Annotated in this window: 27 protein-coding genes and 1 pseudogene; 13 read left to right on the top strand and 15 right to left on the bottom strand. The window is 64.4% G+C overall.

What is annotated here, in order from left to right:
- Positions 1-86: 86 nt before the first annotated feature.
- A complete protein-coding gene (locus ACR64R_RS21755; protein ID WP_487358327.1) occupies positions 87-512 on the bottom strand; it encodes a GNAT family N-acetyltransferase in 426 nt (141 codons plus the stop codon).
- A 162-nt stretch (positions 513-674) separates the two neighbouring features.
- On the opposite strand from ACR64R_RS21755, the gene leuD reads away from it, so the two are divergent.
- The 5 genes from leuD (at position 675) to leuB (ending at position 4,469) form a co-directional block, all read left to right on the top strand.
- On the top strand, positions 675-1,280 hold the full coding sequence (gene leuD, locus ACR64R_RS21750) for a 3-isopropylmalate dehydratase small subunit (protein WP_041009887.1): 606 nt from the start codon (positions 675-677) through the stop codon (positions 1,278-1,280).
- A 70-nt stretch (positions 1,281-1,350) separates the two neighbouring features.
- Entirely contained in the window at positions 1,351-2,271 is a 921-nt protein-coding gene (locus ACR64R_RS21745) for an Ivy family c-type lysozyme inhibitor (protein WP_487358326.1), read from the top strand.
- A gap of 218 nt (positions 2,272-2,489) precedes the next feature.
- Entirely contained in the window at positions 2,490-2,873 is a 384-nt protein-coding gene (locus ACR64R_RS21740) for a RidA family protein (RefSeq protein WP_487358325.1), read from the top strand.
- A 9-nt stretch (positions 2,874-2,882) separates the two neighbouring features.
- A complete protein-coding gene (locus tag ACR64R_RS21735) occupies positions 2,883-3,233 on the top strand; it encodes a VOC family protein (protein ID WP_487358324.1) in 351 nt (116 codons plus the stop codon).
- Positions 3,234-3,365: 132 nt separating this feature from the next.
- On the top strand, positions 3,366-4,469 hold the full coding sequence (leuB, locus tag ACR64R_RS21730) for a 3-isopropylmalate dehydrogenase (RefSeq protein ID WP_487358323.1): 1,104 nt from the start codon (positions 3,366-3,368) through the stop codon (positions 4,467-4,469).
- 147 nt (positions 4,470-4,616) lie between these two features.
- Here leuB and ACR64R_RS21725 read toward each other — a convergent pair whose 3' ends face one another.
- Positions 4,617-6,491 (bottom strand): DEAD/DEAH box helicase, encoded by a 1,875-nt coding sequence (locus tag ACR64R_RS21725; protein WP_487358322.1) that lies wholly within the window; start codon positions 6,489-6,491, stop codon positions 4,617-4,619.
- Positions 6,492-6,909: 418 nt separating this feature from the next.
- On the opposite strand from ACR64R_RS21725, the gene ACR64R_RS21720 reads away from it, so the two are divergent.
- Positions 6,910-7,944: an aspartate-semialdehyde dehydrogenase gene (locus ACR64R_RS21720; protein ID WP_487358321.1), complete on the top strand. Its 1,035-nt coding sequence runs from the start codon at positions 6,910-6,912 to the stop codon at positions 7,942-7,944.
- Between the two features lie 270 nt (positions 7,945-8,214).
- A complete protein-coding gene (locus tag ACR64R_RS21715; protein WP_487358320.1) occupies positions 8,215-8,667 on the top strand; it encodes an N-acetyltransferase family protein in 453 nt (150 codons plus the stop codon).
- Here the strand turns inward: ACR64R_RS21715 and ACR64R_RS21710 are convergent.
- Positions 8,664-9,077, bottom strand: coding sequence for an ACT domain-containing protein (locus ACR64R_RS21710; RefSeq protein ID WP_487358319.1), 414 nt, complete (start codon positions 9,075-9,077; stop codon positions 8,664-8,666). The two genes, ACR64R_RS21715 and ACR64R_RS21710, sit on opposite strands and share 4 nt — an antisense overlap.
- Before the next feature lie 247 nt (positions 9,078-9,324).
- Here ACR64R_RS21710 and ACR64R_RS21705 point away from each other — a divergent pair, with 247 nt between their 5' ends.
- The 3 genes from ACR64R_RS21705 to ACR64R_RS21695 all read left to right on the top strand — a co-directional run bounded on the left by ACR64R_RS21705 (position 9,325) and on the right by ACR64R_RS21695 (position 11,144).
- Complete coding sequence (locus tag ACR64R_RS21705; RefSeq protein ID WP_487358318.1) at positions 9,325-10,230, top strand: bestrophin family protein; 906 nt, start codon at positions 9,325-9,327, stop codon at positions 10,228-10,230.
- Positions 10,231-10,357: 127 nt separating this feature from the next.
- Complete coding sequence (locus ACR64R_RS21700; RefSeq protein ID WP_487358317.1) at positions 10,358-10,768, top strand: DoxX family protein; 411 nt, start codon at positions 10,358-10,360, stop codon at positions 10,766-10,768.
- A 112-nt stretch (positions 10,769-10,880) separates the two neighbouring features.
- Entirely contained in the window at positions 10,881-11,144 is a 264-nt protein-coding gene (locus ACR64R_RS21695; protein WP_487358316.1) for a YMGG-like glycine zipper-containing protein, read from the top strand.
- 67 nt (positions 11,145-11,211) lie between these two features.
- On the opposite strand, the gene rpsP is transcribed toward ACR64R_RS21695, so the two are convergent.
- The 6 genes and pseudogenes from rpsP to ACR64R_RS21665 all read right to left on the bottom strand — a co-directional run bounded on the left by rpsP (position 11,212) and on the right by ACR64R_RS21665 (position 16,834).
- Positions 11,212-11,607, bottom strand: coding sequence for a 30S ribosomal protein S16 (rpsP, locus tag ACR64R_RS21690; protein ID WP_487358315.1), 396 nt, complete (start codon positions 11,605-11,607; stop codon positions 11,212-11,214).
- A 47-nt stretch (positions 11,608-11,654) separates the two neighbouring features.
- Positions 11,655-11,981: a chorismate mutase gene (locus ACR64R_RS21685; protein ID WP_487358314.1), complete on the bottom strand. Its 327-nt coding sequence runs from the start codon at positions 11,979-11,981 to the stop codon at positions 11,655-11,657.
- Positions 11,982-11,988: 7 nt separating this feature from the next.
- Complete coding sequence (gene ffh / locus ACR64R_RS21680) at positions 11,989-13,581, bottom strand: signal recognition particle protein (protein WP_487358313.1); 1,593 nt, start codon at positions 13,579-13,581, stop codon at positions 11,989-11,991.
- Positions 13,582-13,967: 386 nt separating this feature from the next.
- Complete coding sequence (locus tag ACR64R_RS21675; protein ID WP_487358312.1) at positions 13,968-14,918, bottom strand: CPBP family intramembrane glutamic endopeptidase; 951 nt, start codon at positions 14,916-14,918, stop codon at positions 13,968-13,970.
- Positions 14,919-15,062: 144 nt separating this feature from the next.
- Positions 15,063-15,668 carry a DUF1236 domain-containing protein gene (locus ACR64R_RS21670; RefSeq protein WP_487358311.1) on the bottom strand — a complete coding sequence of 202 codons (606 nt, stop codon included), beginning with the start codon at positions 15,666-15,668 and terminating at the stop codon, positions 15,063-15,065.
- A gap of 67 nt (positions 15,669-15,735) precedes the next feature.
- Positions 15,736-16,834 (bottom strand): annotated as a pseudogene (locus ACR64R_RS21665) (zinc-binding metallopeptidase family protein).
- A 444-nt stretch (positions 16,835-17,278) separates the two neighbouring features.
- On the opposite strand from ACR64R_RS21665, the gene ACR64R_RS21660 reads away from it, so the two are divergent.
- The gene (locus ACR64R_RS21660) at positions 17,279-18,076 is read left to right on the top strand and encodes a lytic murein transglycosylase (RefSeq protein ID WP_487358310.1); all 798 of its coding nucleotides are present in this window, start codon (positions 17,279-17,281) and stop codon (positions 18,074-18,076) included.
- A 92-nt stretch (positions 18,077-18,168) separates the two neighbouring features.
- Here the strand turns inward: ACR64R_RS21660 and ACR64R_RS21655 are convergent, their stop codons facing one another.
- Together ACR64R_RS21655 and ACR64R_RS21650 are read right to left on the bottom strand one after the other, a co-directional pair.
- Positions 18,169-18,633, bottom strand: a complete 465-nt coding sequence (locus tag ACR64R_RS21655; RefSeq protein WP_487358309.1) for a hypothetical protein — start codon at positions 18,631-18,633, stop codon at positions 18,169-18,171.
- Between the two features lie 172 nt (positions 18,634-18,805).
- A complete protein-coding gene (locus tag ACR64R_RS21650; protein ID WP_487358308.1) occupies positions 18,806-20,029 on the bottom strand; it encodes an argininosuccinate synthase in 1,224 nt (407 codons plus the stop codon).
- A gap of 181 nt (positions 20,030-20,210) precedes the next feature.
- Between ACR64R_RS21650 and ACR64R_RS21645 the strand changes: the two genes are divergently transcribed.
- Positions 20,211-20,852: a LysE family translocator gene (locus ACR64R_RS21645; RefSeq protein WP_487358307.1), complete on the top strand. Its 642-nt coding sequence runs from the start codon at positions 20,211-20,213 to the stop codon at positions 20,850-20,852.
- Positions 20,853-20,955: 103 nt separating this feature from the next.
- Entirely contained in the window at positions 20,956-21,630 is a 675-nt protein-coding gene (locus tag ACR64R_RS21640; protein WP_487358306.1) for an outer membrane protein, read from the top strand.
- Positions 21,631-21,640: 10 nt separating this feature from the next.
- Here the strand turns inward: ACR64R_RS21640 and ACR64R_RS21635 are convergent, their stop codons facing one another.
- From ACR64R_RS21635 to rlmN, 4 genes are all read right to left on the bottom strand, one after another.
- The gene (locus ACR64R_RS21635; RefSeq protein WP_487358305.1) at positions 21,641-22,237 is read right to left on the bottom strand and encodes a GNAT family N-acetyltransferase; all 597 of its coding nucleotides are present in this window, start codon (positions 22,235-22,237) and stop codon (positions 21,641-21,643) included.
- A 230-nt stretch (positions 22,238-22,467) separates the two neighbouring features.
- Positions 22,468-23,709, bottom strand: coding sequence for an MFS transporter (locus ACR64R_RS21630; RefSeq protein ID WP_487358304.1), 1,242 nt, complete (start codon positions 23,707-23,709; stop codon positions 22,468-22,470).
- 136 nt (positions 23,710-23,845) lie between these two features.
- Positions 23,846-24,313, bottom strand: a complete 468-nt coding sequence (locus ACR64R_RS21625; RefSeq protein WP_487358303.1) for a hypothetical protein — start codon at positions 24,311-24,313, stop codon at positions 23,846-23,848.
- The gene (gene rlmN, locus ACR64R_RS21620) at positions 24,310-25,542 is read right to left on the bottom strand and encodes a dual-specificity RNA methyltransferase RlmN (RefSeq protein WP_487358302.1); all 1,233 of its coding nucleotides are present in this window, start codon (positions 25,540-25,542) and stop codon (positions 24,310-24,312) included. Before rlmN ends, ACR64R_RS21625 begins: the two co-directional genes overlap by 4 nt.
- Between the last annotated feature and the right edge of the window lie 151 nt (positions 25,543-25,693).

Here is a 25,693-nt window from a genome sequence, read left to right as displayed (position 1 = left end):
GCCTTTAATAGGCAACCATTTGGTTGCATGTCAAGCCCGACCATGATGGGCGCCGCCGCATGGAGGGCCGTGGCCCGTCAGGAGGGCTAGCGCTGGCGACCGAACCAGAAGGCGTCGGTCATGCGCGTCATGCCGATGCGCTCGTAGAAGCCGATGGCGTCGGGCATCGAGATCAGGCTGATCGAGACCGAAGGCCCGAGCTGGCGGCGGGCCTCGTCCATCAGGCCCTTGCCGACGCCAAGCCCCTGCGCCGACCTGGATACGGCAAGGTCCGACATGTAGCAGGCCCAGGAGAAGTCGGTCACGCCGCGTGCGACGCCGACCAGTTGCCTATCCGGCCGGTCGAGCCGTGCGGTCAGCACCAGATCGGCGTTGACGAGCATGGTTTGCAGCCGGGCCTTGTCGTCGATGGGCCTTACCTTGCCGAGGCCGGATTCGACCAGCACGCGGCGGAACTCGCCGACATCCAGCGCTGGCTCGCTCGCGTAAAGGACTTTGGAAGCAGGTGCCATGCCGCCAAGGTGCCCGATCGGCCGGTGTTTTGAAAGCTGCAGGTGCCGATCTTGTGTTCGATGGTCCAATCCGAACCGCCAACACCTGCCTTTCATTTGCCAGCCGCTTTGTGTAAACCGTGCCTCCAGCAATCCCCGCAGAGAGAAGACGGGCAGGTACCCATGGACAAATTCACCAAGCTCACCGGCGTCGCCGCGCCCATGCCGATCGTCAATGTCGACACCGACATGATCATCCCGAAGGATTATCTGAAGACGATCAAGCGCACCGGGCTCGGCACCGGCCTGTTCGCCGAGATGCGCTACAATGAGGATGGTTCGGAGAACCCGGATTTCGTGCTCAACAAGCCGGCTTACCGCAAGGCGCAGATCCTCGTCGCCGGCGACAATTTCGGCTGCGGCTCGAGCCGCGAGCACGCGCCCTGGGCGCTGCTCGATTTCGGCATACGCTGCGTGATCTCGACCTCTTTCGCCGACATCTTCTACAACAACTGCTTCAAGAACGGCATCCTGCCGATCACGGTCAGTCCTGAAGACCTCGACAAGCTGATGGACGACGCCTCGCGCGGCTCCAACGCGACGCTGTCGATCGACCTGGAAGCCAAGGAAATCCGTGGCCCGGACGGCGGCGTGGTCAAGTTCGACCTCGACGACTTCAAGCGCCATTGCCTCCTGAACGGCCTCGACGATATCGGGTTGACCATGGAGAAGGCCGGCGCGATCGCTTCGTTCGAGAAGAGGAACGCCGAGCTGCGCCCCTGGGCCTGAGCGCCTAAGCTATACTGATAAGCCAGGCCATCGCTGGCCGGGTTCGTGGCGGCTGAATGGAGGGACAGTCATGACACGCTCGCTTCTGGCCGCCGGCGCCTCGGTGGTAATCCTTCTCACCACGGTCGGCGCCAGCGCCCAGACAACCGCGCCGGCCACGCAGCCGGCGACGGATCAAGGCGCGTCCGACCAGCAATCGGGCAGCGACCAGGCCGGTTCGGATGAGGACAAGCAGGCGCCGATCCCGTTCGAGGGAGGCCAGCTCACCATCACGCAGCCGGAGCAGGATGGCGAAAAAGTGCTGTCCTATGACGGCAAGCAGCTCGCCAGCAACTACGACGTCTTCTTCGACAAGATCGTCAAGATCGGCGACGTGAACGTCGCGCTCGTCGATGTCGGCGACGGCGGCAATCAATGTGGCCCGGCCAAGGTCATCGTCTGGAAGAAGGACGGCGAAATCCAGACCACCACGGTCGAGCAGGACGAATGCGGCGCGCCGCCGGCCGCCGTCTCCGACAGCGCCATCTATTTCGTGCCCTATCTGCTGCCAGGCGATTCCAAGCCGGCGCTGCAATGGTCGCCCACGGGAGGGCTGACGACCTCCGGCAACCTGACCTACACGCCGGAACCCGGCACCGACTGGAAGGATGTCGACCCGTCGAAATACGACAACATCATCGACGCCTTCCACAACGAGGCCGTCTACAAGGCCGGCCAGGCGCTGCTCGGCAACGACATGCCGGACATGGCGACCAGCCTGCTGGTTGGTGGCGGCACCGAAAAGACTGCCTCGGGCGCCTTCTACGCCACCGGCTGCGTGCCGCACGACTGCGGCGGCAACGACGGTTTCATGGCCGTCGACCCGGCCAACCACAAGGTCTACTTCGCCCGCCGCGGCGACAATGGCGAGCCCCAGGCCTGGCCACCGGTGAAGGACTGGCCGGCGGACATCAAGAAGGCCTACGACGACGCGCAGAATTCGGGGAATTAGGGGTCGGTAGGGCACGGCCATCGCGACTTCGTCATCCTCGGGGTCTGCGCGCGTCGCTTCGCTCCTTGCTCCGCCCTGGAATGACGACGGGAGGGAGGCCGCAGCCAATCTCCAAGGATTGCGCTTGCCTTCGTGACAATGTTCCGCTGGGCTTGGCCCACGACCCGCGCCGCGCCGTTTGCTAAGCACTGGCCGACAAAACCAACGCGAGGCACTCCATGCGCAAGCTCATCTCCACCGGTTCACCCTTCGAGAAGACCGCCGGCTATTCGCGTGCGGTGGTGCAGGGCGACTGGTGCTTCGTCTCCGGCACGACCGGCTACGACTATGCCACCATGACCATGCCCGATACGGTCGAGGCGCAGACGCGCAACTGCCTCGCGACAATCGCCAAGGCGCTCGCCGATGGCGGCTTCGACATGGCGGACGTGGTGCGGGCGCATTACTACATCACCGACCAGGCCTTTGTTGACGTGGTCTTCCCGATCCTCGGCGAGGCGTTCGGCGACATCCGCCCGGCGGCGACGATGATCGTGTGCCAGCTCAACAAGCCGGAGATGAAGATCGAGATCGAAGTGACGGCGCTCAAGCGGAGGGCATAGGAGCCCGCGATGACGGTCCGGCGCATCGTGGCCAACATCGCCACCAAGGATATCGCGGCGGCGAAGCGCTTCTATCGCGACGTGCTTGGCCTCGACATCCTCATGGATCAAGGCTGGATCGCCACCTACGGCTCCGGAGAAAGCATGCCCGTGCAGGTCAGCTTCATGGCGCAAGGCGGATCGGACACGCCAGTGCCGGACCTGTCGATCGAGGTCGATGATGTCGACGCGGCGCTTGCCGGGATGAGGAAGGCCGGCTTCGCCATCGAATACGGCCCGGCCGACGAGCCCTGGGGCGTGCGGCGCTTCTATGTGCGCGACCCGTTCGGCAGGCTGGTGAATATCCTGTCGCATCGGTAGTGCGCTACCGCCTGCTGCGAGATGTTGGCGCGACAGCGCAGGGAAGCATCTCGGCGCTCGTCCTCTTGCGCACAGCCCGGTTGGCGTTTAGCAAGGCCGCGGTTTCTCCAGATACTATTGGGACGGTTCTCCATGGCTTCGAAAAATCTCTTCCTGCTCGCCGGCGACGGTATCGGCCCCGAGGCCATGGCCGAGGTGAAGAAGCTGATCAAGGCCATGAATGACAAGCTCGGCAGCGGCTTTGCCACCGACGAGGGGCTGGTCGGCGGCTGCGCCTACGACGCGCATGGCGCGGCGATCTCCGACGCCGACATGGCAAAGGCGATGGCGGCGGACGCCGTGCTGTTCGGCGCCGTGGGCGGGCCGAAATGGGATGCCGTGCCTTACGAGGTGCGCCCCGAGGCCGGCCTGCTGCGGCTGCGCAAGGACATGGAGCTGTTCGCCAACCTGAGGCCCGCGATCTGCTACCCGGCGCTCGCAGCCTCCTCCTCGCTCAAGCAGGAGGTGGTCGAGGGGCTCGATATTCTCATCGTGCGCGAGCTCACCGGCGGCGTCTATTTCGGCGAGCCGAAGCAGATCATCGACCTCGGCAACGGCCAGAAGCGCGGCATCGACACGCAGGTCTACGACACCTTCGAGATCGAGCGCATCTCGGGCGTCGCCTTCGAGCTGGCGCGCACGCGGCGCAACCACGTCACCTCGATGGAAAAGCGCAACGTCATGAAGTCGGGCGTGCTGTGGAACGAGGTCGTCACCCAGACGCACAAGGCCAGATACAGCGACGTCAAGCTCGACCACATGCTGGCGGACGCCGGGGGCATGCAGCTGGTGCGCTGGCCGAAGCAGTTCGACGTCATCGTCACCGACAATCTGTTCGGCGACATGCTCTCCGACATCGCCGCCATGCTGACCGGCTCGATCGGCATGCTGCCCTCGGCCTCGCTCGGCGCGCCGGATTCCAAGACCAAGAAGCGCAAGGCGCTCTATGAGCCGGTGCACGGCTCGGCGCCCGACATCGCGGGCAAGGGCATCGCCAACCCGATCGCGATGATCGCCTCCTTCGCCATGTGCCTGCGCTATTCCTTCGGCATGGTGGCGGAAGCCGACAAGCTCGAAGCGGCGATCGCCGCCGTGCTCGACGACGGGCTTCGCACGAAAGACATCATGTCGGGAGGCATGACCGAAGTCGGCACGGTCCAGATGGGCGACGCCATCATCGCCAAGTTCCTGGGCTAGTGAGTTTCATCGTCTCACGGAAACGGCGAAACGCCCTATCTCTTTGTTTTTACGCAATTCTGGACAGAACACCGCTCACACTTTTCCTGGAATTGCTCTAGGCAATGCCGTCGACGTCTGCCGGGCAACGGCGGACGTCGCAGACGGCTAAGCCGGCCGCTTCTTCGGTTTTTTGTGCTTGGCTGGTCCGGCCTTGTCGAATTTCGCCTTGCCTGGCTTGCTGGCCCAGGGCTTTCCCTCGAACGCTGGCCGCTGATCGGCTGGCTTCTCGAATTTCGGCTTGCGGGCACCTTCGGCCGCGCCCTGGTCGAAGGTCCGCTTGCCGCGATGTGGCTTCTTGTCCGGCTTCGGCGGCTGGTAGCCGGCGCGCGACAGGTCGGGCGTACCGTCGATGCGCCTGACCGCGATGCTTCCCTGCAGCTTGCGGTCGGGGCCGATCGCGGCGACGAACCGGTCGGCCCAATCGGCGGCAATCTGCACGAAGGTTTCTTCGGGCTGCATCTTGATGGCGCCGATCTCGCGTTTCGACATGCCGGCGGTGCGGCACAGCATCGGGATCAGCCAGCGCGGCTCGGCACTCTGCCGGCGGCCGACCGACAGCGAAAACCAGACGCTGTCGCCGAAATCGTCGCGGCGGCCCGATGTCTCTTCCCTGCGACCAAGCGTTTCTTCCCTGCGCGCGAACTTTTCCTTCGACGGCGCTAAGGGCGCAACCTCGGTCAGGTCCTCGGGCGCCGACCTGCTGCCGCGGCAAAGACGCACGAAGGCGGCGGCCACCAGCTCGGCGCCGTGCCGTCCCAGAAGCGCCGCGGCGAAGTCGCGCTCCTCGTCCTTCACCGGCTCGCCGAAGGACGGGTCGGCCAGGATGCGCTCGTCATCGCGCCGCAGCACCTCGTCGGCCGATGGCGGACTCGCCCAGGTCGCGGTCAGGCCGGCATTGGCGAGCAGCCGTTCGGTGCGCCGGCGCGCATTGCCCGGCACGATCAGCGCGCTGACGCCCTTGCGCCCGGCGCGTCCGGTGCGGCCGCTGCGATGCAGCAGCGTCTCCGGGTTGCTCGGCAGGTCGGCGTGGATGACGAGATCGAGATTGGGCAGATCGATGCCGCGCGCCGCGACATCGGTGGCGATGCAGACCTTGGCGCGGCCGTCGCGCATCGCTTGCAGCGCGTGGCTGCGCTCATTCTGGCTGAGCTCGCCGGAGAGCGCCACGACGGAGAAATTGCGGTTGTTGAAGCGCGCCGTGAGATGGTTGACGGCGGCGCGCGTATTGCAGAACACCATCGCGTTGGCGGATTCATAATAGCGCAGCACGTTGATGATGGCGTTCTCGCGGTCGGCCGACGCGACCGAGAGCGCGCGGTACTCGATGTCGAGATGCTGCTTTTCCTCGCCGCCGGCGGTTATGCGCACGGCGTCGCGTTGATAGCCCTGCGCCAGCGTGGCGATGGACCGCGGCACGGTGGCCGAGAACATCAGCGTGCGGCGCTCTGCGGGTGCCGCGTCGAGGATGAATTCGAGGTCCTCGCGGAACCCGAGATCGAGCATCTCGTCGGCCTCGTCCAGCACGACGGCCTTCAAGAATGACATGTCGAGCGCGCCGCGCGTGATGTGGTCGCGCAGCCGGCCCGGCGTGCCGACTACGATATGGGCGCCCCGCTCCAGCGCGCGCCGCTCGGTGCGCATGTCCATGCCGCCGACGCAGGAAGCAATATGCGCGCCGGTCAGTTCGTAGAGCCATTCGAGCTCGCGCCGCACCTGCAGCGCCAGTTCGCGCGTCGGCGCCACGACAAGTCCCAGCGGCGGGCCGGCAGCGGCGAAGCGCTCGGCGCCGCCAAGCAGGGTCGGCGCCACCGCAAGGCCGAAGGCGACGGTCTTGCCGGAGCCGGTCTGCGCCGAAACCAGCGCGTCGGCCTCGCCGAGCTCCGGCCCAAGCACCGCCTTCTGCACCGGCGTCAGCGTGGCATAACCGCGATTTCGCAGCGCCTCTGCGAGCGCAGGCACGATGGTTTCGAAACTGGACATCTTGTTCTTTCGGAATTCGGAGTTCTGCGCTCGTCGTGGAGCACAAGGCCGGCACTGCGCCAGCCAAACGGTATTTCGGCGTTCGTACTTCCTGCGACCGACATTGTACAGAGCAGGCGCCGATTGACTCTTTTCCCAAACCGCGTAAAAGCCCGCGTCGAACGGGATCGTTATTCGATGCGCGGCCTTTTGATGGCTCTTCTTGCATTCGACGCACCCAGCCGCGATGCACAACATCGGGCCGGGCGCTTCGGCGCGTTCCCTCGTTCCAGCAAAACTACGGCCAAAACCACCACCAAAACGGTGTGATTCCCTTGGCCTAACCACCCTCTCCCGGGTACGGCCCGGGGGACGGAACCCGCATGAGGCCGGCGGGTTTTCTCCAAGCAACCAAGCGGAGAGGGACAGGAGATATCAGATGAGTTTCAAGGTTGCGGTAGTCGGCGCCACGGGCAATGTGGGCCGCGAAATGCTCAACATTCTGGACGAGCGCGGCTTCCCGGTCAGCGAGGTCGTGGCGCTGGCGTCGCGGCGCAGCCAGGGCACCGAGGTGTCCTTCGGCGACCGTACGCTGAAGGTCAAGGCGCTCGACACCTACGACTTTTCCGACACCGACCTCTGCGTCATGTCCGCCGGCGGCAACGTCTCCAAGGAATGGTCGCCCAAGATCGGCAAGCAGGGCTGCGTCGTCATCGATAACTCGTCGGCCTTCCGCTACGATCAGGACGTGCCGCTGATCGTGCCGGAGGTGAACCCGGACGCGATCTCGCTGTTTACGCGCAAGAACATCATCGCCAACCCGAACTGCTCGACCGCGCAGCTCGTCGTGGCGCTGAAGCCGCTGCATGACGCCGCCACCATCAAGCGCGTCGTCCTGGCCACGTACCAGTCGGTCTCCGGCGCCGGCAAGGAAGGCATGGACGAGCTGTTCACGCAGACCCGCGCCGTGTTCGTCGCCGACCAGGTCGACGTCAAGAAGTTCACCAAGCGCATCGCCTTCAACGTCATCCCGCATATCGACGTCTTCCTCGACGACGGCTCCACCAAGGAAGAGTGGAAGATGGTGGCCGAGACCAAGAAGATACTCGATCCCAAGATCAAGCTGACGGCGACCTGCGTGCGCGTGCCGGTGTTCATCGGCCACTCGGAAGCGGTCAACATCGAGTTCGAAAAGCCGATCACGGCGGACGAGGCGCGCGAGATCCTGCGCGAGGCGCCGGGCTGCCAGGTGCTCGACAAGCGGGAGAACGGCGGCTACATCACGCCGCTGGAATCGGCCGGCGAGGACGCAACCTTCATCTCGCGCATCCGCGAGGATTCGACCGTCGACAACGGCCTGTCGATGTGGATCGTTTCCGACAATCTGCGCAAGGGCGCGGCGCTGAACGCCATCCAGATCGCCGAGCTGCTGGTCGAGCGCGGCCTCATCCAGCCGAAGAAGAAGGCGGCCTAAATCTCGCTCACGGCCCGCACCGCCGCTGAAGCGGCTGGGCCTCCGCGGGGGCGCCGGACGACCGGCGGCCCGCGGTCGCGGGCTCGGCCTGACGGCCGTTTGTTTTCGCTCACGGCCGCACCGCCGCTGGAGCGGCTGGGCCTCCGCGGGGCCCCGGAAAGCCGGCGGCCCGCAGTCGCGGGCTCGGTCTTCGGCCGGGGGCGCCCCTTCTTTCTCCCCGTTCAGCAGGGAGAAGGTGCCCGAAGGGCGGATGAAGGGCAGCGCCGGCCTATGAGCGATCGCGCCGAAATCACGCTGCGCCCAGCTACAAGCTCGGACGCCACCGCCATCGCCAAGCTCCTGCGCGCGTCGCTCAATTCGTTCGAGTGGATGCCGGTGCTGCATACGCCGGAGGAAGACCTGTTCTTCGTCAGCGACATCCTTTTGCCCAATCAGCAAGTGACGGTCGCCGAAACCGGCGGTCGCATTGTCGGCTTCATCGCCGTCAACGGTGATTGGATCGAGCAGCTCTATCTCGATCCCGCCTGGACCGACCGGCGCATCGGCAGCCGGCTGCTTGCGGAGGCCACTGTCGACATGTCTCACGTCAAGCTTCACTGCTTCCAGGCCAATACCGGCGCGCGCCGGTTCTACGAGCGCCGCGGTTTTCGTGCCGAAGCCTTCGGTGACGGCTCGGCCAATGAGGAAGGCCTGCCGGATATCCTCTATGTGCTCAGGCGCTAAGTTCCGCCGCCGCTTTGCGCCGCAAGCTTATGCAAGATAGCCAATGCTTCCTCCGCCCGCTCGGCCGGCACGAACAGATGGTCGTGATAGAAGGCCGAGACCGGATTCACGCCCATGCCGGCCGCCGCCAGCCGCGTCGTGATGGCGGCCAGGAAGCCGACGGCTTCAAGCGAGGAATGGATGTCGAGCGTGATCATCCGGCAGCGGAACGTGCCGAGGAAACCGGCTGCCTTCGCGTGGCTCTCGGCCAGGATCAGCGTCGTACCCTCGCGTTCGATGAAGCGCATGACCGGCACCAGGCCCTCTGGCAAGGGTGCGCCGGGCGGCAAGGTCGTGAAGACATAGACTTCCGGGTGAAGCCGCGGCGTCATCGATGCCAGCAGCTTTTGCAGGTTTATCTCGCCGCTCATGTCTTCCTTCCCCGGGTGCGGGTGGACTTGTTTTCTTTTCTTGACGCAATTCCGGCCGGGTGGCCACGATGAAGTCGCCGAACCTGAATCGCCCTACCTCGAATTGCTGTGGGCGACGTTCGGCGGCCCTGCCTGAAACGTCCACAGCCCGGCCCGCAGCCGCCGGGACGACATGGCGATGTCGCTGGCGGCCCAGCCGCGGGTGCGTTATCGCCGTAGAGACATAACGGTTCGCAAAGGTTCACCGATGATCGTCCGTCCGCGCCCGACATTCCTGCAGCTGTTTTTCATCATGCGCGGCTCGGTGGTGCCGCGCATCCTGCCGCAGATCTTCGGCTTCGCCATCTATTCGGCGTTCATCCTGGTGCTGGCGCGGCAGTTTCAGCTCGATCTCAGCGCCTTCAACATCGCGCCTTTCGGCCTCGTCGGCGTGACGCTGTCGATCTATCTGTCGTTCCGCAACAACGCCGCCTACGACCGGTGGTGGGAGGCGCGCAAGCTCTGGGGCGCGCTGGTTTTCGAGATCCGCAACCTGGCGCGCGCCGCCACCAGCCTGATCGGCGACCGTGCCGAACAGCGCGCGCTTCTCATGGAAGCGCTTGCCTTCTGTCATCTGTTGCGCGGGCAATTGCGCCGGATCGACAGCATAAAGGACGCCCGCGCGTTCATCGGCGACGAAGTCGACAAGGCGGCCGCCCGCACCAATCCGGCGGACGACATGCTCCGGCGCATGGGACGGCGCGCCAGTGCGCGGCGCGAAGCTGGCACGCTCGATCCGATCGGCTTCCGCATCCTCGACGAAAGGCTGGCCGCGATCGCCGCCATCCAGGCCGGATGCGAGCGCATCGCCGGAACGCCCCTGCCCTTCGCCTACACGCTGCTGCTGCACCGCACGGCCTATGTCGTGTGCCTGCTTCTGCCGTTCGGCCTGGTTTCGACCACGGGCTGGGCGACGCCGCTGTTCACGGCGCTGATAGCCTACACCTTCTTCGGCCTCGACGCGCTGTCGGAGGAGCTCGAGGACCCGTTTGGCATCGAAGCCAACGACCTGGCGCTGGACGGTCTCTGCCGCGTCTGCGAGATTTCCGTGTTCGAGGCGCTGGACGAGACGCCGCCGAAGATGATCGCGGCCGACAAGTTCTATTTTTCGTAGGCCAGGCTGCATCGCCGTCCCACGGGTCAACGGGCGAAACGCCGGCCGTGTAGGATCGCAGCGCAGTCGCTCGTCCTTGGACCGAACCCGGCAGGCAGCCGGCGTTAGAACCTTGGAGGGAACATCCGTGAGCATTTTCGAAGCCGCCCCTGTCTCGAACGGCGCCCTGTGGACCGGACGCGCGCTCAGCGCCGTCATTGTCCTGTTCATGACCTTCGATGGCGCCATCAAGCTGCCACCGCTCGATATCGTCACCCAGACGATGAGCGAACTCGGCTGGCCGGCCGAGCCCAATGTCGCGCGCCTGATCGGGGTCGTGGGGCTGATCTCGACCGCACTCTACGCCATCCCGCGAACATCCGTGCTCGGCGCCATCCTGCTCACCGCCTATATGGGCGGGGCGATCTCGACGCATGTGCGGATCGGCAATCCGCTGTTCTCGCACACGCTGTTCGGTGTCTATCTCGGCATCATCCTGTGGGGCGGGCTCTATCTGCGCGACCCAAGGATACGCGCGCTGATCCCGTTCCGCCGATAGAGCCGGAAAAAGGCGCAGCCCGCAATCTTGCTTCCTGTTGGGATCAAATTAGCCGTTTGTGAGTTTATGCGATGGCGGCGAGGACGGCGACCCGCGTGAGAGAGGAACGATTATGAAGAAAGCAATGACCATTCTGGCGCTGACCATGGCCCTGGGCGCCTGTTCGCAAACAGAAAAGGGCGCCGCGATCGGCGGCCTTGGCGGCGCGGCGGTCGGTGCCGCCGTGGCAGGTGATCCGGTGCAGGGTGCGGTGGTCGGCGGCGCGGTTGGCGCGGTGGCCGGCGCGTTGATCGGCCATGCCAGCGAAAGCGGCCAGTGCCGCTATCGCGACCGCTACGGGCGCGTCTATGTGGCGCGCTGCCCGTCCGGCTATTGATAAACAGTCAAGGTCCAACAAAAACGGCGGGCACTTGCCCGCCGTTCGCAAGCGAGAGGACCGTTAATTACTCGGCTGTGGCGGCCTCGGCCGGGGCTGCGGTCGCCGCAGCGGCGGCAGCCGCCGCGTCTTCCTGGGCCTTCTTCAGCAGCGCGGCGCGTTCCTGCGCCTTCTTGCCGGGCAGGGCCTTGTTCGGGTTCGAGCGGGCCTCGCGCTTGGCGATGCCGGCCTCATCGAGGAAGCGCAGCACGCGGTCGGTCGGCTGGGCGCCATGCGACAGCCAATGCTTGACGCGGTCGGCGTCGACCTTGACGCGCTCGCCGTCCTTGGGCAGCAGCGGGTTCCAGGAACCCAGCGACTCGATGAAGCGGCCGTCGCGCGGCGAACGGGCGTCGGCAACGACGACGTGGTAGTAAGGACGCTTCTTCGAGCCCGCGCGGGCAAGTCTGATTTTCAGTGCCATTGTCTATCTCCTAAAAGCTCTGATTTCGTTGGTATGTGTACGGCTGGTTAGCCGGCTTTCGTCACGCCGTTGTTAGCGGCGATCTGTTCGTGATGACGGATGACTTCGCGGACGACGAAGTTCAGGAACTTCTCCGCGAAATCGGGGTCGAGATTCGCATCCTTCGCCAATTGGCGAAGGCGAGCGATCTGCTGCTGCTCGCGCGCCGGATCGGCGGGCGGCAAGCCATGCTCGGCTTTCAGTACGCCGACCGCCTTGGTGCAGCGGAAGCGTTCGGCCAGCATATGGATGAGAGCGGCGTCGATGTTGTCGATCGAAGCGCGGTAGCCAGCCAGGACGGCGCGTGCGTCGGCCATGTCCTTCTCCTCGTTCATCGCCCCCTCACTTCTTCTTGCCCAAGCCGGGCAGCCCGCCGCCCAGGCCGGGAAGACCCGGAAGCTTCATGCCGCCGGGCAGGCCCGGCAATCCGCCGCCACCGGGAAGTCCACCGGGCAAGCCGCCCGGCATGCCCTTGCCGAGACCGGCGGCCTGCGCCTGCTTCTGCAGGGCCTCGAGCTGCTTGGGATCCATCTTGGAAAGATCCGGCATGCCCATGCCGCCGGGCATCATGCCGCCGAGGCCCATCTTCGAGGCCAGGCCGCCCATCATGCCGCGCATGAGGCCGCCACCTTTGCCCTTGCCGCCCATCGCCTTCATCATGTCGGCCATGCCGCGATGCATCTTGAGCAGCTTGTTGATTTCGGCCGCGTCGGTGCCTGAGCCGGCGGCGATGCGCTTCTTGCGAGAATGCTTGAGGATATCGGGATTGGCGCGCTCGGCCTTGGTCATCGAGGAGATGATGGCGAGCTGGCGGCCGAACATCTTGTCGTCGAGGCCGGCGGCGGCCAACTGGTCCTTCATCTTGCCCATGCCGGGCATCATGCCCATGATGCCGCCCATGCCGCCCATTTTCGACATCTGCTGAAGCTGCTGGGCGAGGTCGTTCAGGTCGAACTTGCCCGACTGCATCTTTTTGGCCATCGCCGCCGCCTGCTCGGCGTCGATGGTCTCGGCGGCCTTTTCGACAAGGCTGACGATGTCGCCCATGCCGAGGATGCGGTCGGCGATGCGCTTGGGATGGAATTCCTCCAACCCGTCCATCTTTTCGCCGGTGCCGATCAGCTTGATCGGCTTGCCGGTGACGGCGCGCATCGAAAGCGCGGCGCCGCCGCGGCCGTCGCCGTCCATGCGGGTGAGCACGAGGCCGGTGATGCCGACGCGCTCGTCGAAGCTCTTGGCAAGGTTCACGGCATCCTGGCCGGTCAGCGAGTCGGCGACCAACAGGATCTCGTGAGGGCTCGACACCTTCTTGATGTCGGCCATCTCGACCATCAGCGGCTCGTCGATATGGGTGCGGCCGGCGGTGTCGAGGATGACGACGTCATGGCCGCCGAGCTTCGCCGCCTGCACGGCGCGCTTGGCGATGTCCACCGGGCTCTGGCCGGCGATGATCGGCAGCGTCGCGACCTTGGTCTGCTCGCCGAGCTGGCGCAATTGCTCCTGCGCGGCGGGACGCCGCGTGTCGAGCGAGGCCATCAAGACCTTCTTGTTCTGGCGCTCGGTCAGCCGCTTGGCGATCTTGGCCGAGGTCGTCGTCTTGCCCGAGCCCTGCAGGCCGACCATCATGACGACGACGGGTGCCGGCGCATTGAGGTCGATGGCCACGCCCTCGGCGCCGAGCATGTCGACCAGCTCGTCATGGACGATCTTGACGACCATCTGTCCGGGCTTGATCGACTTCAGCACCGCGGCGCCGACCGCCTTCTCCCGCACCTTGTCGGTGAATGAGCGAACCACTTCCAACGCCACGTCGGCCTCGAGCAGCGCTCGGCGCACCTCGCGCAGCGCCGCCGAGACATCCGCCTCGGACAGCGCGCCGCGACCGGTCAGGCCGTTCAGGATCGAACCAAGGCGCTCTTGCAGGGACTCAAACATTGATCAGACCGCGGTGCGAGAGCGCCTTAGATTCATGCTGATCCCTGTCGGGCCTGTGGCCCTCCACGCCTCTTGGGCGTTCCTGGAGTGATTCAAACATTGTTCTTCCTTTTCCCTGGCACCTGCGGATGCCCGAGAGGTAGTGCGTCCGCGGCAAGTCGCCAAGCAAAAGCGCAAAGCCAAAAAGCACCCGGGGGCGCATCGCGCTGCCGGGTGTTGGCCTCCAGGATCTCTTTACAGCACCCGCCTCAAAGAGGCTTCGGCGTCCTGGTCGGCTTTCGCGAAAGAAAACTCGTCGCGGAATTCAGCGGCTCTAGACAGGAAATCGGCGACGGAGTCAAGGCTCGAGCCCAAAGCCGGGCCAGAACGCGGAGATTCGAGAACCCTCACAGCGAGTCTCGGTTGTTCGTTCCGACCCGAAGCGGCGAGCGCCGGTGCAAAAGCAAGAGCATCGTCAAAAGCGTGCTGACGATGCCGATCGCGGCGATAAGGACGGCGTCCAGATTGGTCCAGTCGGGGCCCTCGAGCGGCTTGGCGTTGAGCAAGGCGAAGCCATTGTAGCCTTCCTGGTGCGAGATCAGCAGGAAACCGGTCAGGTTGTTGCCGAGATGTGCGCCAAAACCGGCGCCGAGATTGCCGGTGACATAGACCAAGAGCGTGAGCAGCAGGGCAAAGGCGCCGATAGAGACCATGACGCAGGCATTGATCGCCAAGGTCGAAGCCGAATTCCAATGCAGCGAGGTGAACAGCAGCCCCGGCAGCACCGCCCATATCAGCGGGCTCTTGAAGCGATAGGCGAGGCCGCGCGGCAGATAGCCGCGAAACAGCATTTCCTCCGACGAGGTCTGCAGGAAGGCGAGCAACACGATCGGAATGAGGAAGAGCAGCCAGGATGAGAACGCTATCGGTCCGCGCGCGATCTCCGGCTGCAGCCAATAGAGCAGCACCTCGGAGAACAGCGAGGTGATCAGGACAGCGATCAGCCCTTTGAGGAAATCGCCGCCGGCGATGCGGCGGCTGAAGCCGAACAGTGCCGGCAGCGGCTCGCCATGCACGAAGCGCATTGCCACCCACAGGCCGATCCAGATGCCGGCAAAGGAGGTCAGCGCGCTGAGGATGCCGGTGGGCGATGCCAGGAAATCCTGCATGTAGCGCCCGGTCGAGGGTCCGGGAAGCCGCCAGACGATGTAGACATAGGTGCCGGCGAACAGCACCAGGGCCGTCATCGCCATCCAGAAGGCGACGACGATCCCCGTGCCGAAGAACAGTCGCGGCAAATTGGTCTTCTCGTTCGGCGAGCGACGATAACGCTCGAAGGCGGCATTCTCGATCGTCAAGCGGCTCCCCTGCCGAAGTCTTTCCACCACATCGGTCTAGGAGATCGCAGTTACCACGAAATTACCGCGCGCGGCCCGATCGCAAAAGCTTGAAAAACGGCCGCCATCGATGGCGGCCGTTCTTTTGACAGCTATCGGGCCCGATCAGCGCATGACATAGACGATGCGCCGCGTGCCCGGATCGACCAGCGCCGGCTGGTTGTTCACATAGACGTAACGATACCGGTAATCGGGGATCTCACGCAACTCGACCGTGTCGGGCAGCGTGGCACCTGTCACCACCTCGCCGTCGAGATAGACCGGGTCGACCCGGTGCTCGCTGACGTAGGTGCCAACCTCGGCCGGTGGCCTGCCGATCGACTCGATGGCGTCGTCGTTCGACACAATGGCGCCGGTGTAGCTATCGGTGGTGTAGAGATCATCTGTCGGCGGGGCGACGACGGCGATATCGGCGCTGGCCGGGCGACGGGTCACCACGACGCGGCTGCCGCCGAAATCGCCCGTCACATAGTCGGAATATATCCAACCCTTGCCGCCTGCTTCGGCGATCGTGCACCATTTGCTGCCTTCGATGCAGCCATTGAGCGTGGCGGACTGGCCGGCCGCGATCACACCGATGACCGGATATTGCGGGCCGGGGCCGGCGCGGACATTCAAGTCGGTCACCGCCTGTACCGGGGTATCGGCGAAAGCGGCACCGGACATTGCAAGCAGCGCACCGGCAAGCGCCGGAAACAACACGCGTTTCATGGTTTTCTCACTCCGTTTTCAACGCTCCCTCGGGCTTGGAAACGAAACAAAGGTCCATGCGTTCCGGCTAAAACGCTCCTGCCGGCTCACGAATTGTTCCGGGCTTTGTTCGGAGCGTCGGTAAGAAGATCGTTCACGAAGGCCAGTTTTTGCGCCGTCACCTGCGAAATCACGAAGGGGTAGAGATCCGGCAATCCCATGCAACGGTTGATCGAGTTAGAGGCTTCCGAAAGCACCAGCCAGCGGGCCAGGGTTTTCTCGAAGGCCTCCGATACCGGCTCGGGATCTGAAGGCGCCGGCTGCAAATGTCCATCTGTATCGGCGCGCGGCAGGTCGCCGTCGCCCACGGTCTCCAGCCGGCCTAGCGGAAGATTCAGGGCATGGACCATCTCGAGCGTGTCGGTGATGTGAAGGTGGTGCGCGAAGGTCTCGGCCCAATCCTCCCAGGGATGGGATGTGGCGTAGGCAGAGATGTGGCGCTGCTGCCAGTCCGGCGGCGCGCCGTTGGCGTAGTAGGTCTGCAAGGCTTGCTCGTAATCGCTCCGCTCGTCGCCGAAGAGCGCGCGGAAAGCCGAAAGACATGCCGGATCGTCACGGATCAGCCGATCCCAGTAATAGTGGCCGAGCTCATGGCGGAAATGGCCGAGCAAGGTGCGGTAGTTTTCACCCATTTCGACGCGTCGGCGCTCGCGCTCGGCGGAATCGGCCTCGGCGACATTGAGCGTGATCAATCCGTTGTCATGGCCGGTCAGAATGCGTTCCCCGCCTGGACCCGCGCCGATCGGGTCGGCGAGAAAGTCGAAGGCCAGACCGAACTCGTCGCCCGCATCGGCCTTGGGCATAACCGGCAGGCCGAGGGCGAGCATAGAATAGATGGCGCGCCTCTTCGCCGCTTCGACGCGTATCCAGCGCTGGCGGTTGCCGTCGATCGACAGATCGGGAATGACCTGGTTGAGAGCGCAGGCGCGGCAGAAAGTCCGGCCGTTCTCGGCCCGCCAGTTGCAGGCGCATTCATCGGCATTGCCGCATTGAAAAACGCCGCTTGTGCCGCCGAGCACGAAGTTCGCCTGCTCCGGGTCGTAGAAGACCAGGCTGGAACAGCTCAGGCACTGGGCGTTTTCAAAATAGAGGCGGTGGCCGCAGTTTGGACAATCGAACAGCTTCATGCGTCATCAACCCCATGGAACCGAGCGTGGGTTCGCCCCTAACGCCCGCCGGCGTTCCGGCGTTCCGGTCTACTTCGTCGGAGGCCGGGAGACGACTGCCGGGCCACGCTTTCGCCCGAGAGTCTAACGCCGCCGCCAAAGAAGCGGCATAGGGTTAACGACGCCGAAATGTCGGTCGCTGGTCCAGGCGGGGCGATCGACCCGGCCCATTGCCTTCGAGAAGAGACTGTCCGACGGATCACTTTTGCCGCGGCAGATCCGGCGCCGATGATTGCGGCATCAACGGCCTTCTTGAGGCAAGCCAGCTACCTGTTGCCGGATTGCAGGCGCATTGCCCTTCTTTCGCCGATGTCGGATGTCACGTCCCCAGCGAGGCGGTGACAACCGGGCGTTTCGCTGGCAAATTCACAACCGGGACGTGATTCAGGCAATCAGGAGAACGAGATGGCATTTCTTGCCAAGGGAAGGATTTTCGCGGCGGCGGTGGTGGCGACGCTGGCGCTGGCGGCAGGCGCCGAGGCAGCTCCGAGCTGCGGTAAGAACGGCGCCGGCTTTGACGCCTGGAAACAGGATTTTGCCGGCGAGGCCAGAGCAGAAGGTGTCGGCCAGAAGGGCCTGTCCGCGCTGGCGGGTGCTACCTACGCGACCAGGACGATCGCGGCCGACCGGGCGATCCACAAGGCGTTCAGCGGCTCGGTGGAAGCATTCATGCAGCGGCGCGGCGCATCCGTGATCATCTCCCGAGGCCGTGCGCTGAAGAAAGCAAACGCCGCGATGTTCGCCAATATCGAGCGCACCTATGGCGTGCCGCCCGGCGTGCTGCTCGCCATCTGGGGCATGGAAACCGGCTTTGGCGCCTCGATGGGCAACCAGAACACGGTTTCGGCGATCGTGACGCTGGCCTATGACTGCCGCCGCCCGGATTATTTCAGGCCGCATGCCATCGCCGCGCTGAAGCTTGTCGACAGCGGCGCGCTCAGCGCTTCTTCGGTCGGCGCCATGCATGGCGAGATCGGCCACACCCAGTTCCTGCCTGGAAACGTGCTGAAATATGGCGTCGGCAGCGGAAACCTGCGCGACAGGAACACCGCGCTGGCCTCCACCGCCAACTTCCTCAAGGGGCATGGCTGGCGTGCCGGCGCGAGCTACGAGGCCAATATGGGCGCGATCGCCGGCTGGAATTCCGCGAGCGTCTACCAGCAGGCCATAGCCCGCATCGCCGAAGCGATCGACGCGAATTGATCGAATTGCATCCACTGCAAGGAAAAGCCCGGCCAGCGCCGGGCTTTTCGTTATGGGGCAGGAGCTAAATCCAATCCCCGGAACGACCGTTCTCAATAATGCGCGTAGCCGCTCAACGGGCATTTCTGGGAAATGGGAACCTGGAAGGTACCGTCAATACCGGTGCAGTTGCGGAACTTGGTCGACCGCGGCGCCGAGGCCGGCTTTGAGCTGGGCCTCGTGTCCGTCTGGGTCGGCTGGTCGGCATGCGCGTAGCCGCTCAACGGACATTTCTGGGAGATGGGTATCTGGAAGGCTCCGTCAAAACCGCTGCATGTACGGAACTTGGACGACCGCGGCGCTGAAGCCGGCTTTGAATTGCGCTTGGTATCCATTTTGGTCGGTTGGTCGGCATGCGCGTAGCCGCTCAATGGGCAATTCTGGGAAACGGGTATCTGGAAGGCGCCGTCAAAACCGTGGCAGGTACGGAACTTGGACGCCGGCGCCGCCATGGCCTGCGGGAACTGGTATCCGAAGACGACTGCAACCGAAAGCAACAGAAAAATAGCATTTTTCACTATCAACCCCCTGTATCTCATGACGGAACTTAGATGAAGCTGATGAAACGTCAAATTGCAATATCGTTATAGGGGGTCTATTTTCTTATATTGGTGAAGCAAATAAAAACCCGGCGAGATCGCCGGTTCGGCGAGTTTCAATGGGGCGGGGGCGAGTTCCGCAGGCTGGATGTCAGCGTTTGCGGTTTCTTGCCGCCAGTGTCCGCAGCCTCAGTCCATTGAGCCGGATAAACCCTTCGGCGTCCTTCTGGTCGTAGGCGCCGCGATCGTCCTCGAAGGTGACCAGCGCATCCGAATAAAGCGTCTTCTTCGACTTGCGGCCGGTGACGATGACATTGCCCTTGTAGAGCTTCAGCCGCACCGTGCCCTCGACGTCTTCCTGGCTCTTGTCGATCATCGCCTGCAGCATGACGCGCTCGGGCGAGAACCAGAAACCGTTATAGATGAGCTCGGCATAACGCGGCATGAACTCGTCCTTGAGGTGGGCGGCGCCCCGGTCGAGCGTGATCGATTCGATCGCGCGGTGGGCGGCGATCAGGATGGTGCCGCCGGGCGTCTCGTAGACGCCGCGCGATTTCATGCCGACGAAGCGGTTCTCGACGAGGTCGAGGCGACCGATGCCGTTGTCGCGGCCGAGGTCGTTGAGCGCCGCCAGCATGGTGGCCGGCGACAGCTTCTTGCCGTTAAGCGCGACCGGATCGCCTTTCAGGAATTCGATCTCGATCTCGGTGACCGCGTCGGGCGCGTCCATCGGCGAGACGGTGCGCTGGTGGACGAATTCCGGCGGCTCGATCCACGGATCTTCAAGCACTTTGCCTTCCGAAGAGGAGTGCAGCAGGTTGGCGTCGACCGAGAACGGCGCGTCGCCCCGCTTGTCCTTCGGCACCGGGATCTGGTGCTGCTCGGCGAAGTTCAGAAGATCGGTGCGCGACTTGAACGACCAGTCGCGCCAGGGCGCGATGACCTTGATGTCGGGGTTGAGCGCGTAAGCCGACAATTCGAAGCGGACCTGGTCGTTGCCCTTGCCTGTGGCGCCATGGGCTATGGCGTCGGCGCCGGTCTCCTTGGCGATCTCGACCAAATGCTTGGAGATCAGCGGCCGGGCGATCGAGGTGCCGAGCAGATAGGTGCCTTCATAAACGGCATTGGCGCGGAACATCGGGAAGACGAAGTCGGCGACGAACTCCTCGCGCACGTCGACGACGCGGATGTCCTTGATGCCCATCATTTCGGCCTTGCGGCGCGCCGGCTCCAGTTCGCCGCCCTGGCCTAGATCGGCGGTGAAGGTGACGACTTCTGCGCCGAGCTCGGTCTGCAGCCATTTCAGGATGATGGAGGTGTCGAGGCCGCCGGAATAGGCGAGCACGACTTTCTTCACGTTGCTGGTCTTGGACATTTTTGGCGGTTCCGCGCGAAAGGTTTCGCGCGCGAGGTATCACGGCGTTTCCGGCCGGCGCAAGAGACGAAGGGGCGCAGGCCGGCGGCGGAAGCTGGGCCAGACGTTTCTGCCGGCAGATGCTGGCGACGGCAAGACAGTCGCGTTACAGGTCACGCCATCCACTTTGCAGGGGCGAGCCATGTCCTTCATCCCCGATACTTCGACCCTTCTCCAGTTCGCCATCGCCACCGTCATCCTGGCGATCACGCCGGGGCCGGACATGACGCTGTTCGTGTCGCGCACGCTGAGCCAGGGGCGCGCCACCGGCTTCGCCTCGATGGCCGGCGCGCTCTGCGGCACGCTGATCCACACCACGCTGGTGGTTGTTGGGGTGTCGGCCCTGATCGTCGCCTCGCCGATGGCCTTCTTCGTCCTCAAGATATTCGGCGCCGGCTATCTGGTGTTCCTGGCCTGGCAGGCGGTGACGAAGGGCTCGGCCTTCTCGCCGGAGAAGAGAACGGGAGCTGAAGTTTCGCTGTTCCGCAGCTGGGCTGCCGGGCTCGGCGTGAACCTGCTCAACCCCAAGATCATCCTGTTCTTCATGACCTTCCTACCGCAGTTCGTCTCCGCCCACGACCCGAACGCGTCCGGTAAACTGTTCTTCCTCGGCATGATGTTCATCGCGCTTTCGATCCCCGTGACGGCGCCGATGGTGCTGGCGGCGGAAAAGTTCGCGGCGGCGATGAAGGCCAGCCCGCGCGTCACCCGCGTGGTCGATTATCTTTTCGGCGGCGTGTTCTCGGCCTTCGCGCTCAAGATCCTGACCGCGCAGGCGAAGTAGGATCGGCTTGCCAACGTCGGCTCGGCCGCGACGAGTATGTCTTTTGATATTGCGATGGCGAATCGGCCTGGGCTAAGAGGGTTGCAGGCTTTCGGGGGATCGCATGAAAATCATATTGTTGGCGTCGGCCGCAGTGGTCGGGCTGATGGGCGGCGCCCATGCCCAGGACGTGTCTTACAACTGGACCGGCTCGTATATCGGCATCGAAGGCGGCTATGCCGGCTCTTCGGTGCATTTCGGCGCCGACACCACCAATTTCGACGATAGCTACCACAAGGACGGATATCTCGGCGGCATCTATGCCGGGCATGATTGGCAAAACGGGAAGTTCGTCTACGGCGTGGTCGGCGATTTCGATTTCGTCGGCATGCATGACACGACCTTCGGTGATGAAACCGCGTTCACCGGCGGAAAGGGCGAAGCCTACACCTATGACGTCGACTGGGTTGCGACAGCGAGGCTGAGGGCCGGTTACACGCCGACCGATCAAATCCTTGCCTATGTCACCGGCGGCTTGGCTGCCGGGCATTTCCAGGCAACTACCTACAATAGTCCCTTTTTTCCGCCAGTCAGTTCAACCGCGGATTTTTCAGGCGTGAAGGTCGGTGGGGTCATCGGCGTGGGCGCCGAATATGCGTTCGCACGAAACTGGTCCATGAAAGCCGAATACCTGCACTATGCGTTCGACAAGATCGAGCCTGGGCCGGGCGGGACGGCCGGCGCGAGCTTTCGGCCGGCCCTAGACACGGTCAAATTCGGTTTGGCGTACCGGTTTTAGGGGCGGCGTCTCAGGCAGGAAGGCCCGGTCCTGCATATGGGCGGACCGCTCCTGCCGCCTCCGCCATTTTCAGACGCTCTTCATATTCCTGGAGTGTCAGCGCATAGAGCATCTGATCGAGGCGATTGCCCGTTCGGCCATCTATCCTGTGCGCGCGCAGCGTGCCTTCGAGCCGTAGTCCGAATCGCTCGCAAACGGCGATGGCCGCGGTGTTGCGCGCAAGCGGCTGAAAGGTGACTTTCTCCAGCTTTCTCTCGCGAAAGAAGTGCCTGAGCAGGACGGCGGAGGCCTCGAAGGCAACATTCTTGCCGCGGTTCTCCGCCTCGCCGATGACGAGGTGAAGCGAGCCCAGCCGGTGCCGCAGATCGACCTCCATCACCGCCAGGCCGAGCGGCTTGTCCTCCGGCCGGCTCAAGATGAGCATGAGATTGCGCTTCAGATTGTCGAAGCTTGCGACGTAGGTTCGGAAGGCATCGAGGCCCATCGCCTTTTGCGGCGCATTCAATCCTTCCATCACGGCGGGATCGGTAAGCCATCCCGCGATCTCGGTCGTCACGTCGGCCGGCCTCAGCGTGCGGATCCGGATCTTGTCGCTCCACCGGTCCACAAGGACAGGTCGCAATCCCTGCGCTGCAAGGGGGGTGACGAGGGGCTTGGCGCCCGGTTGCGGCATCTTAGGCATGGCTATACTGATGCGAGAGCATGCGGCAGCGGTCAAGGCGGAGTTACATCAATCCAGGCGAGCGCGGCTGCAAAGCTCAAGGTTGCGCGTCGGGCAACGGCTCGCGGTGCCAGCTCCCGGCCCGGGGGCCGGTGAAGATGGCGCGGGGCGTGACATCAGCGATTTATCTTCACGGCATGCCGCGCCAGAGCGATCGCCGCGGAGACGGCGATGAGCGCGCAGACGCCCGGCCAGCCCCAATTGCCGTAGATCTTGACGCCGATCCAGGAGCCGCCGCTGCCGCCGAGGAAAACGCAGGTCATATAGGCCGTGTTGAGCCTGCTGCGCGCGTCGGGTCGGATCGCGAAGACGCGCGCCTGATTGGCCGTCTGGCCGGATTGGACAGCGATATCGAGCAGCAGCATGCCAGCCGTCAGCGCCAGCAGGCCCGCCGCCCCGCCAAGCTGGCCGCCGAGCAGGACGATCGCCGCCATCATGCCCGTGGCGAAGGCTAGCGGGCTGACGAAGTCGGGGCCTTTGCGGTCGATCAGCCGGCCGACGACCGGCGTGCACAGCACGCTTGCCGCGCCGACCAGGGCGATCAGCCCGACCGCCTGGCCGCCGAGGTGATATAGCGGTCCGCCGAGCAGCAATGCCAGGCTTGTCCAGGCGGCGGTAAAGCCGCCGAACATCAGCGCCTGATAGAGGCAGGAGCGGCGCAGCTCCGGCTCGTCGCGAAACAGGATGAAGGCCGCGGCGACCAGTGAGGGGTAGCGCTGCGACGATGTCGGCGTCGTCCTCGGCAGCACGAGGCCGAGCAGGACGGCGAACACCAACAGCACAGCCGCGGCGACGATATAGGGTCCTCGCCAGCCGAGATGCTCGCCAAGGAAGCCGCCGAAGGTGCGCGCCAGGAGAATGCCGGCCAGCAATCCGCTGAGCAGCGTCCCGGTGACCGCGCCGCGCCGCTCTGGCGCCGCCAGCCCAGCCGCCATCGGCAGCAGGATCTGCGGCACAATGGTGGTGATGCCCGTAACCATGCTTGCGAGCGCCAGCACGGACAGCGTCGGCGCCTGGCTGGCGATCAGCAGAGCCACGGCCGTCAGCGTCAACAAGGTGGCGACCAGCGGGCGATGCGGAAGCCGGTCGCCCAGCGGGACGAGCAGGAGCAACCCCAGCGCATAGCCAAGCTGGGCGGTGGTGACGACCAGAGCCGCCGTTTCCGCCGCAACCTGCAGCTCGGACGCAATCAGCAGCGTTATGGCCTGAGGGAAATAGATGGTCGCGACGCTCACGCCACAGGCGATGGAGAGGATGAGCAGCAGGCCGGCGCCGAGACCGGAAGGGCTGCGCTCGGCCGGCTTGTCGAGCCGCGCCGTTGCCACGGCCGAGCCGCCACTCATCTCGCCTTCCGCCACGGCCCTGCTCCTGTCGTACGCTCCTGCCGAAAACATCCTAAGCGCACCGGCCGAATTCGATTCGGGCAGCCCGTTCAAGTCGTTGGCTTCTGGCATGATCCGTTGCGGAAAAGTCCGCAACTTTTCGTCATCGCGCTTAAAGATCCGGATCCCGCAGCGGCTCGCGACGCCAGCTTCCGGCCCAGCGGCCGCAGCAAAGCCAATAAAAAATGCCCCCTACCATGCCGCTGCCAATCACTGCCAATCTGGCATTGGTTTCAGTGACGTCGAAATTGGCATCGCCGACATTATGCACGAAGCCGAGGAAGACGACGGCTATGACGGCGCCGCCGAGCGCGTAGAACAGCCAGTCGCGGCGGCCGAGCAACTCGGCGATCAAAATGACGACAGCCGCCGGCATGAAGCCGAAATAGGCGACGAACAGCGCCACGAACGGCACCGAGAAATAGAGCGAGGCGGTGGCCGTCGGCTCGGGGTTGGCCGGCGTATAGCCCAGATGCGCCAGGACCAGGATGTTGAGGAAGGCGCTCGCTGCCAGCGAGGCGACGATATAGCCGAACAGGATGACGGCGAAGCGGATAAGGTAGGCGATAAGGCGCCTCACGCCTCGCCGTGTCCCGCTATCATCATGGCTTCCAGCGCCAGGCGGTCCACCTTGCGCATGCGCTCGGACTCCGACTTGAGCTGGCCGCAGGCGGCGAGGATATCGCGGCCGCGCGGCGTGCGGATCGGCGAAGCATAGCCGGCATTGTTTATGTAGTCGGCAAACTTCTCGATCGTCTCCCAGTCGGAGCACTGGTAGTTGGTGCCGGGCCAGGGGTTGAAGGGGATCAGGTTGATCTTGGCCGGAATACCCTTGAGCAGCTTCACCAGCGCCTTGGCGTCGTCGAGCGAATCGTTGACGTCCTTCAGCATCACATACTCGAAGGTGATGCGCTTGGCGTTGGAGAGGCCCGGATAGGCCTTGCAGGCGGCGATCAGCTCCTTCAGCGGGAACTTCTTGTTGATCGGCACGAGCAGGTCGCGCAGATCGTCATTGGTGGCGTGCAGCGAGATCGCCAGCATGACGCCGATCTCCTCGCCGGTGCGCGCGATCTCCGGCACCACGCCCGAGGTCGACAGCGTGATGCGGCGCTTCGACAAGGAGAGCCCGTCGCCGTCGGAAGCGATCAGCAGCGCCTTCTTCACCGCCTCGAAATTGTAGAGCGGCTCGCCCATGCCCATCATGACGATGTTCGAAACCTTGCGGCCCTCGGCCGGCACGATGGCGCCGTCGGGCGTGTCGCGGTCGGGAAAGTCGCCGAGACGGTCGCGGGCGGTGAGCAGCTGCGCCAGGATCTCTTCCGTTGTCAGGTTGCGCACCAGCTTCTGCGTGCCGGTGTGGCAGAAGGAGCAGGTCAGCGTGCAGCCGACCTGCGATGAGATGCAGAGCGTGCCGCGACCCTCCTCGGGGATATAGACGGTCTCGATCTCGACGGGGCGGCCGGCGCCGCGCGGCGGAAAGCGGAACAGCCATTTGCGCGTGCCATCTGCGGAAATCTGCTCCTCGACGATTTCGGGGCGCGCGACGGTGAAATGCCTGTCGAGCTCGGCGCGCAAGTCCTTGGAGATGTTGAACATATGCGCGAAGTCGGAGACGCCGCGCACATACATCCAATGCCAGAGCTGCTGGGCGCGCATCTTCGCCTGGCGCTCCGGCACGATGCCGGCGCCGACGAGGGCTTCGCCGAGTTCGGCGCGGGTCAGGCCGATCAGCGACGGCTTCTCGGCCGGTGTTGCGCGACGCAAGGCGTCACGGACGCCTTCAGCGGTAAGGTCAAGCGAAACGGTCATGGTGGCGCCAATATAAGCGATTTGCGGCCGATTTCAGTAGGGCCGGATAAGGAAGCGCGGCGCATAGCACAGCTTGGCGGCGGAGTCATGCGGCCTGGATGCTGCGCTGGCGCGCTCGCAAGGCTGCGGCATTACGCACAGTCTCGTGATA

It is taken from the genome of Mesorhizobium sp. MC2-1-1 (genome assembly GCF_057597255.1).
Note: the sequence above shows the minus strand (reverse complement) of the source record. Positions and strands in the feature narration are given on the sequence as shown.

Excerpts from the sequence above, each read along its gene's own strand:
- ACR64R_RS21755 (WP_487358327.1), bottom strand. The coding sequence starts at position 512 with ATGGCACCTGCTTCCAAAGTCCTTTACGCGAGCGAGCCAGCGCTGGAT.
- leuD (WP_041009887.1), top strand. The coding sequence starts at position 675 with ATGGACAAATTCACCAAGCTCACCGGCGTCGCCGCGCCCATGCCGATC.
- ACR64R_RS21745 (WP_487358326.1), top strand. The coding sequence starts at position 1,351 with ATGACACGCTCGCTTCTGGCCGCCGGCGCCTCGGTGGTAATCCTTCTC.
- ACR64R_RS21740 (WP_487358325.1), top strand. The coding sequence starts at position 2,490 with ATGCGCAAGCTCATCTCCACCGGTTCACCCTTCGAGAAGACCGCCGGC.
- ACR64R_RS21735 (WP_487358324.1), top strand. The coding sequence starts at position 2,883 with ATGACGGTCCGGCGCATCGTGGCCAACATCGCCACCAAGGATATCGCG.
- leuB (WP_487358323.1), top strand. The coding sequence starts at position 3,366 with ATGGCTTCGAAAAATCTCTTCCTGCTCGCCGGCGACGGTATCGGCCCC.
- ACR64R_RS21725 (WP_487358322.1), bottom strand. The coding sequence starts at position 6,491 with ATGTCCAGTTTCGAAACCATCGTGCCTGCGCTCGCAGAGGCGCTGCGA.
- ACR64R_RS21720 (WP_487358321.1), top strand. The coding sequence starts at position 6,910 with ATGAGTTTCAAGGTTGCGGTAGTCGGCGCCACGGGCAATGTGGGCCGC.
- ACR64R_RS21715 (WP_487358320.1), top strand. The coding sequence starts at position 8,215 with ATGAGCGATCGCGCCGAAATCACGCTGCGCCCAGCTACAAGCTCGGAC.
- ACR64R_RS21710 (WP_487358319.1), bottom strand. The coding sequence starts at position 9,077 with ATGAGCGGCGAGATAAACCTGCAAAAGCTGCTGGCATCGATGACGCCG.
- ACR64R_RS21705 (WP_487358318.1), top strand. The coding sequence starts at position 9,325 with ATGATCGTCCGTCCGCGCCCGACATTCCTGCAGCTGTTTTTCATCATG.
- ACR64R_RS21695 (WP_487358316.1), top strand. The coding sequence starts at position 10,881 with ATGAAGAAAGCAATGACCATTCTGGCGCTGACCATGGCCCTGGGCGCC.
- rpsP (WP_487358315.1), bottom strand. The coding sequence starts at position 11,607 with ATGGCACTGAAAATCAGACTTGCCCGCGCGGGCTCGAAGAAGCGTCCT.
- ACR64R_RS21685 (WP_487358314.1), bottom strand. The coding sequence starts at position 11,981 with ATGAACGAGGAGAAGGACATGGCCGACGCACGCGCCGTCCTGGCTGGC.
- ffh (WP_487358313.1), bottom strand. The coding sequence starts at position 13,581 with ATGTTTGAGTCCCTGCAAGAGCGCCTTGGTTCGATCCTGAACGGCCTG.
- ACR64R_RS21670 (WP_487358311.1), bottom strand. The coding sequence starts at position 15,668 with ATGAAACGCGTGTTGTTTCCGGCGCTTGCCGGTGCGCTGCTTGCAATG.
- ACR64R_RS21660 (WP_487358310.1), top strand. The coding sequence starts at position 17,279 with ATGGCATTTCTTGCCAAGGGAAGGATTTTCGCGGCGGCGGTGGTGGCG.
- ACR64R_RS21650 (WP_487358308.1), bottom strand. The coding sequence starts at position 20,029 with ATGTCCAAGACCAGCAACGTGAAGAAAGTCGTGCTCGCCTATTCCGGC.
- ACR64R_RS21645 (WP_487358307.1), top strand. The coding sequence starts at position 20,211 with ATGTCCTTCATCCCCGATACTTCGACCCTTCTCCAGTTCGCCATCGCC.
- ACR64R_RS21640 (WP_487358306.1), top strand. The coding sequence starts at position 20,956 with ATGAAAATCATATTGTTGGCGTCGGCCGCAGTGGTCGGGCTGATGGGC.
- rlmN (WP_487358302.1), bottom strand. The coding sequence starts at position 25,542 with ATGACCGTTTCGCTTGACCTTACCGCTGAAGGCGTCCGTGACGCCTTG.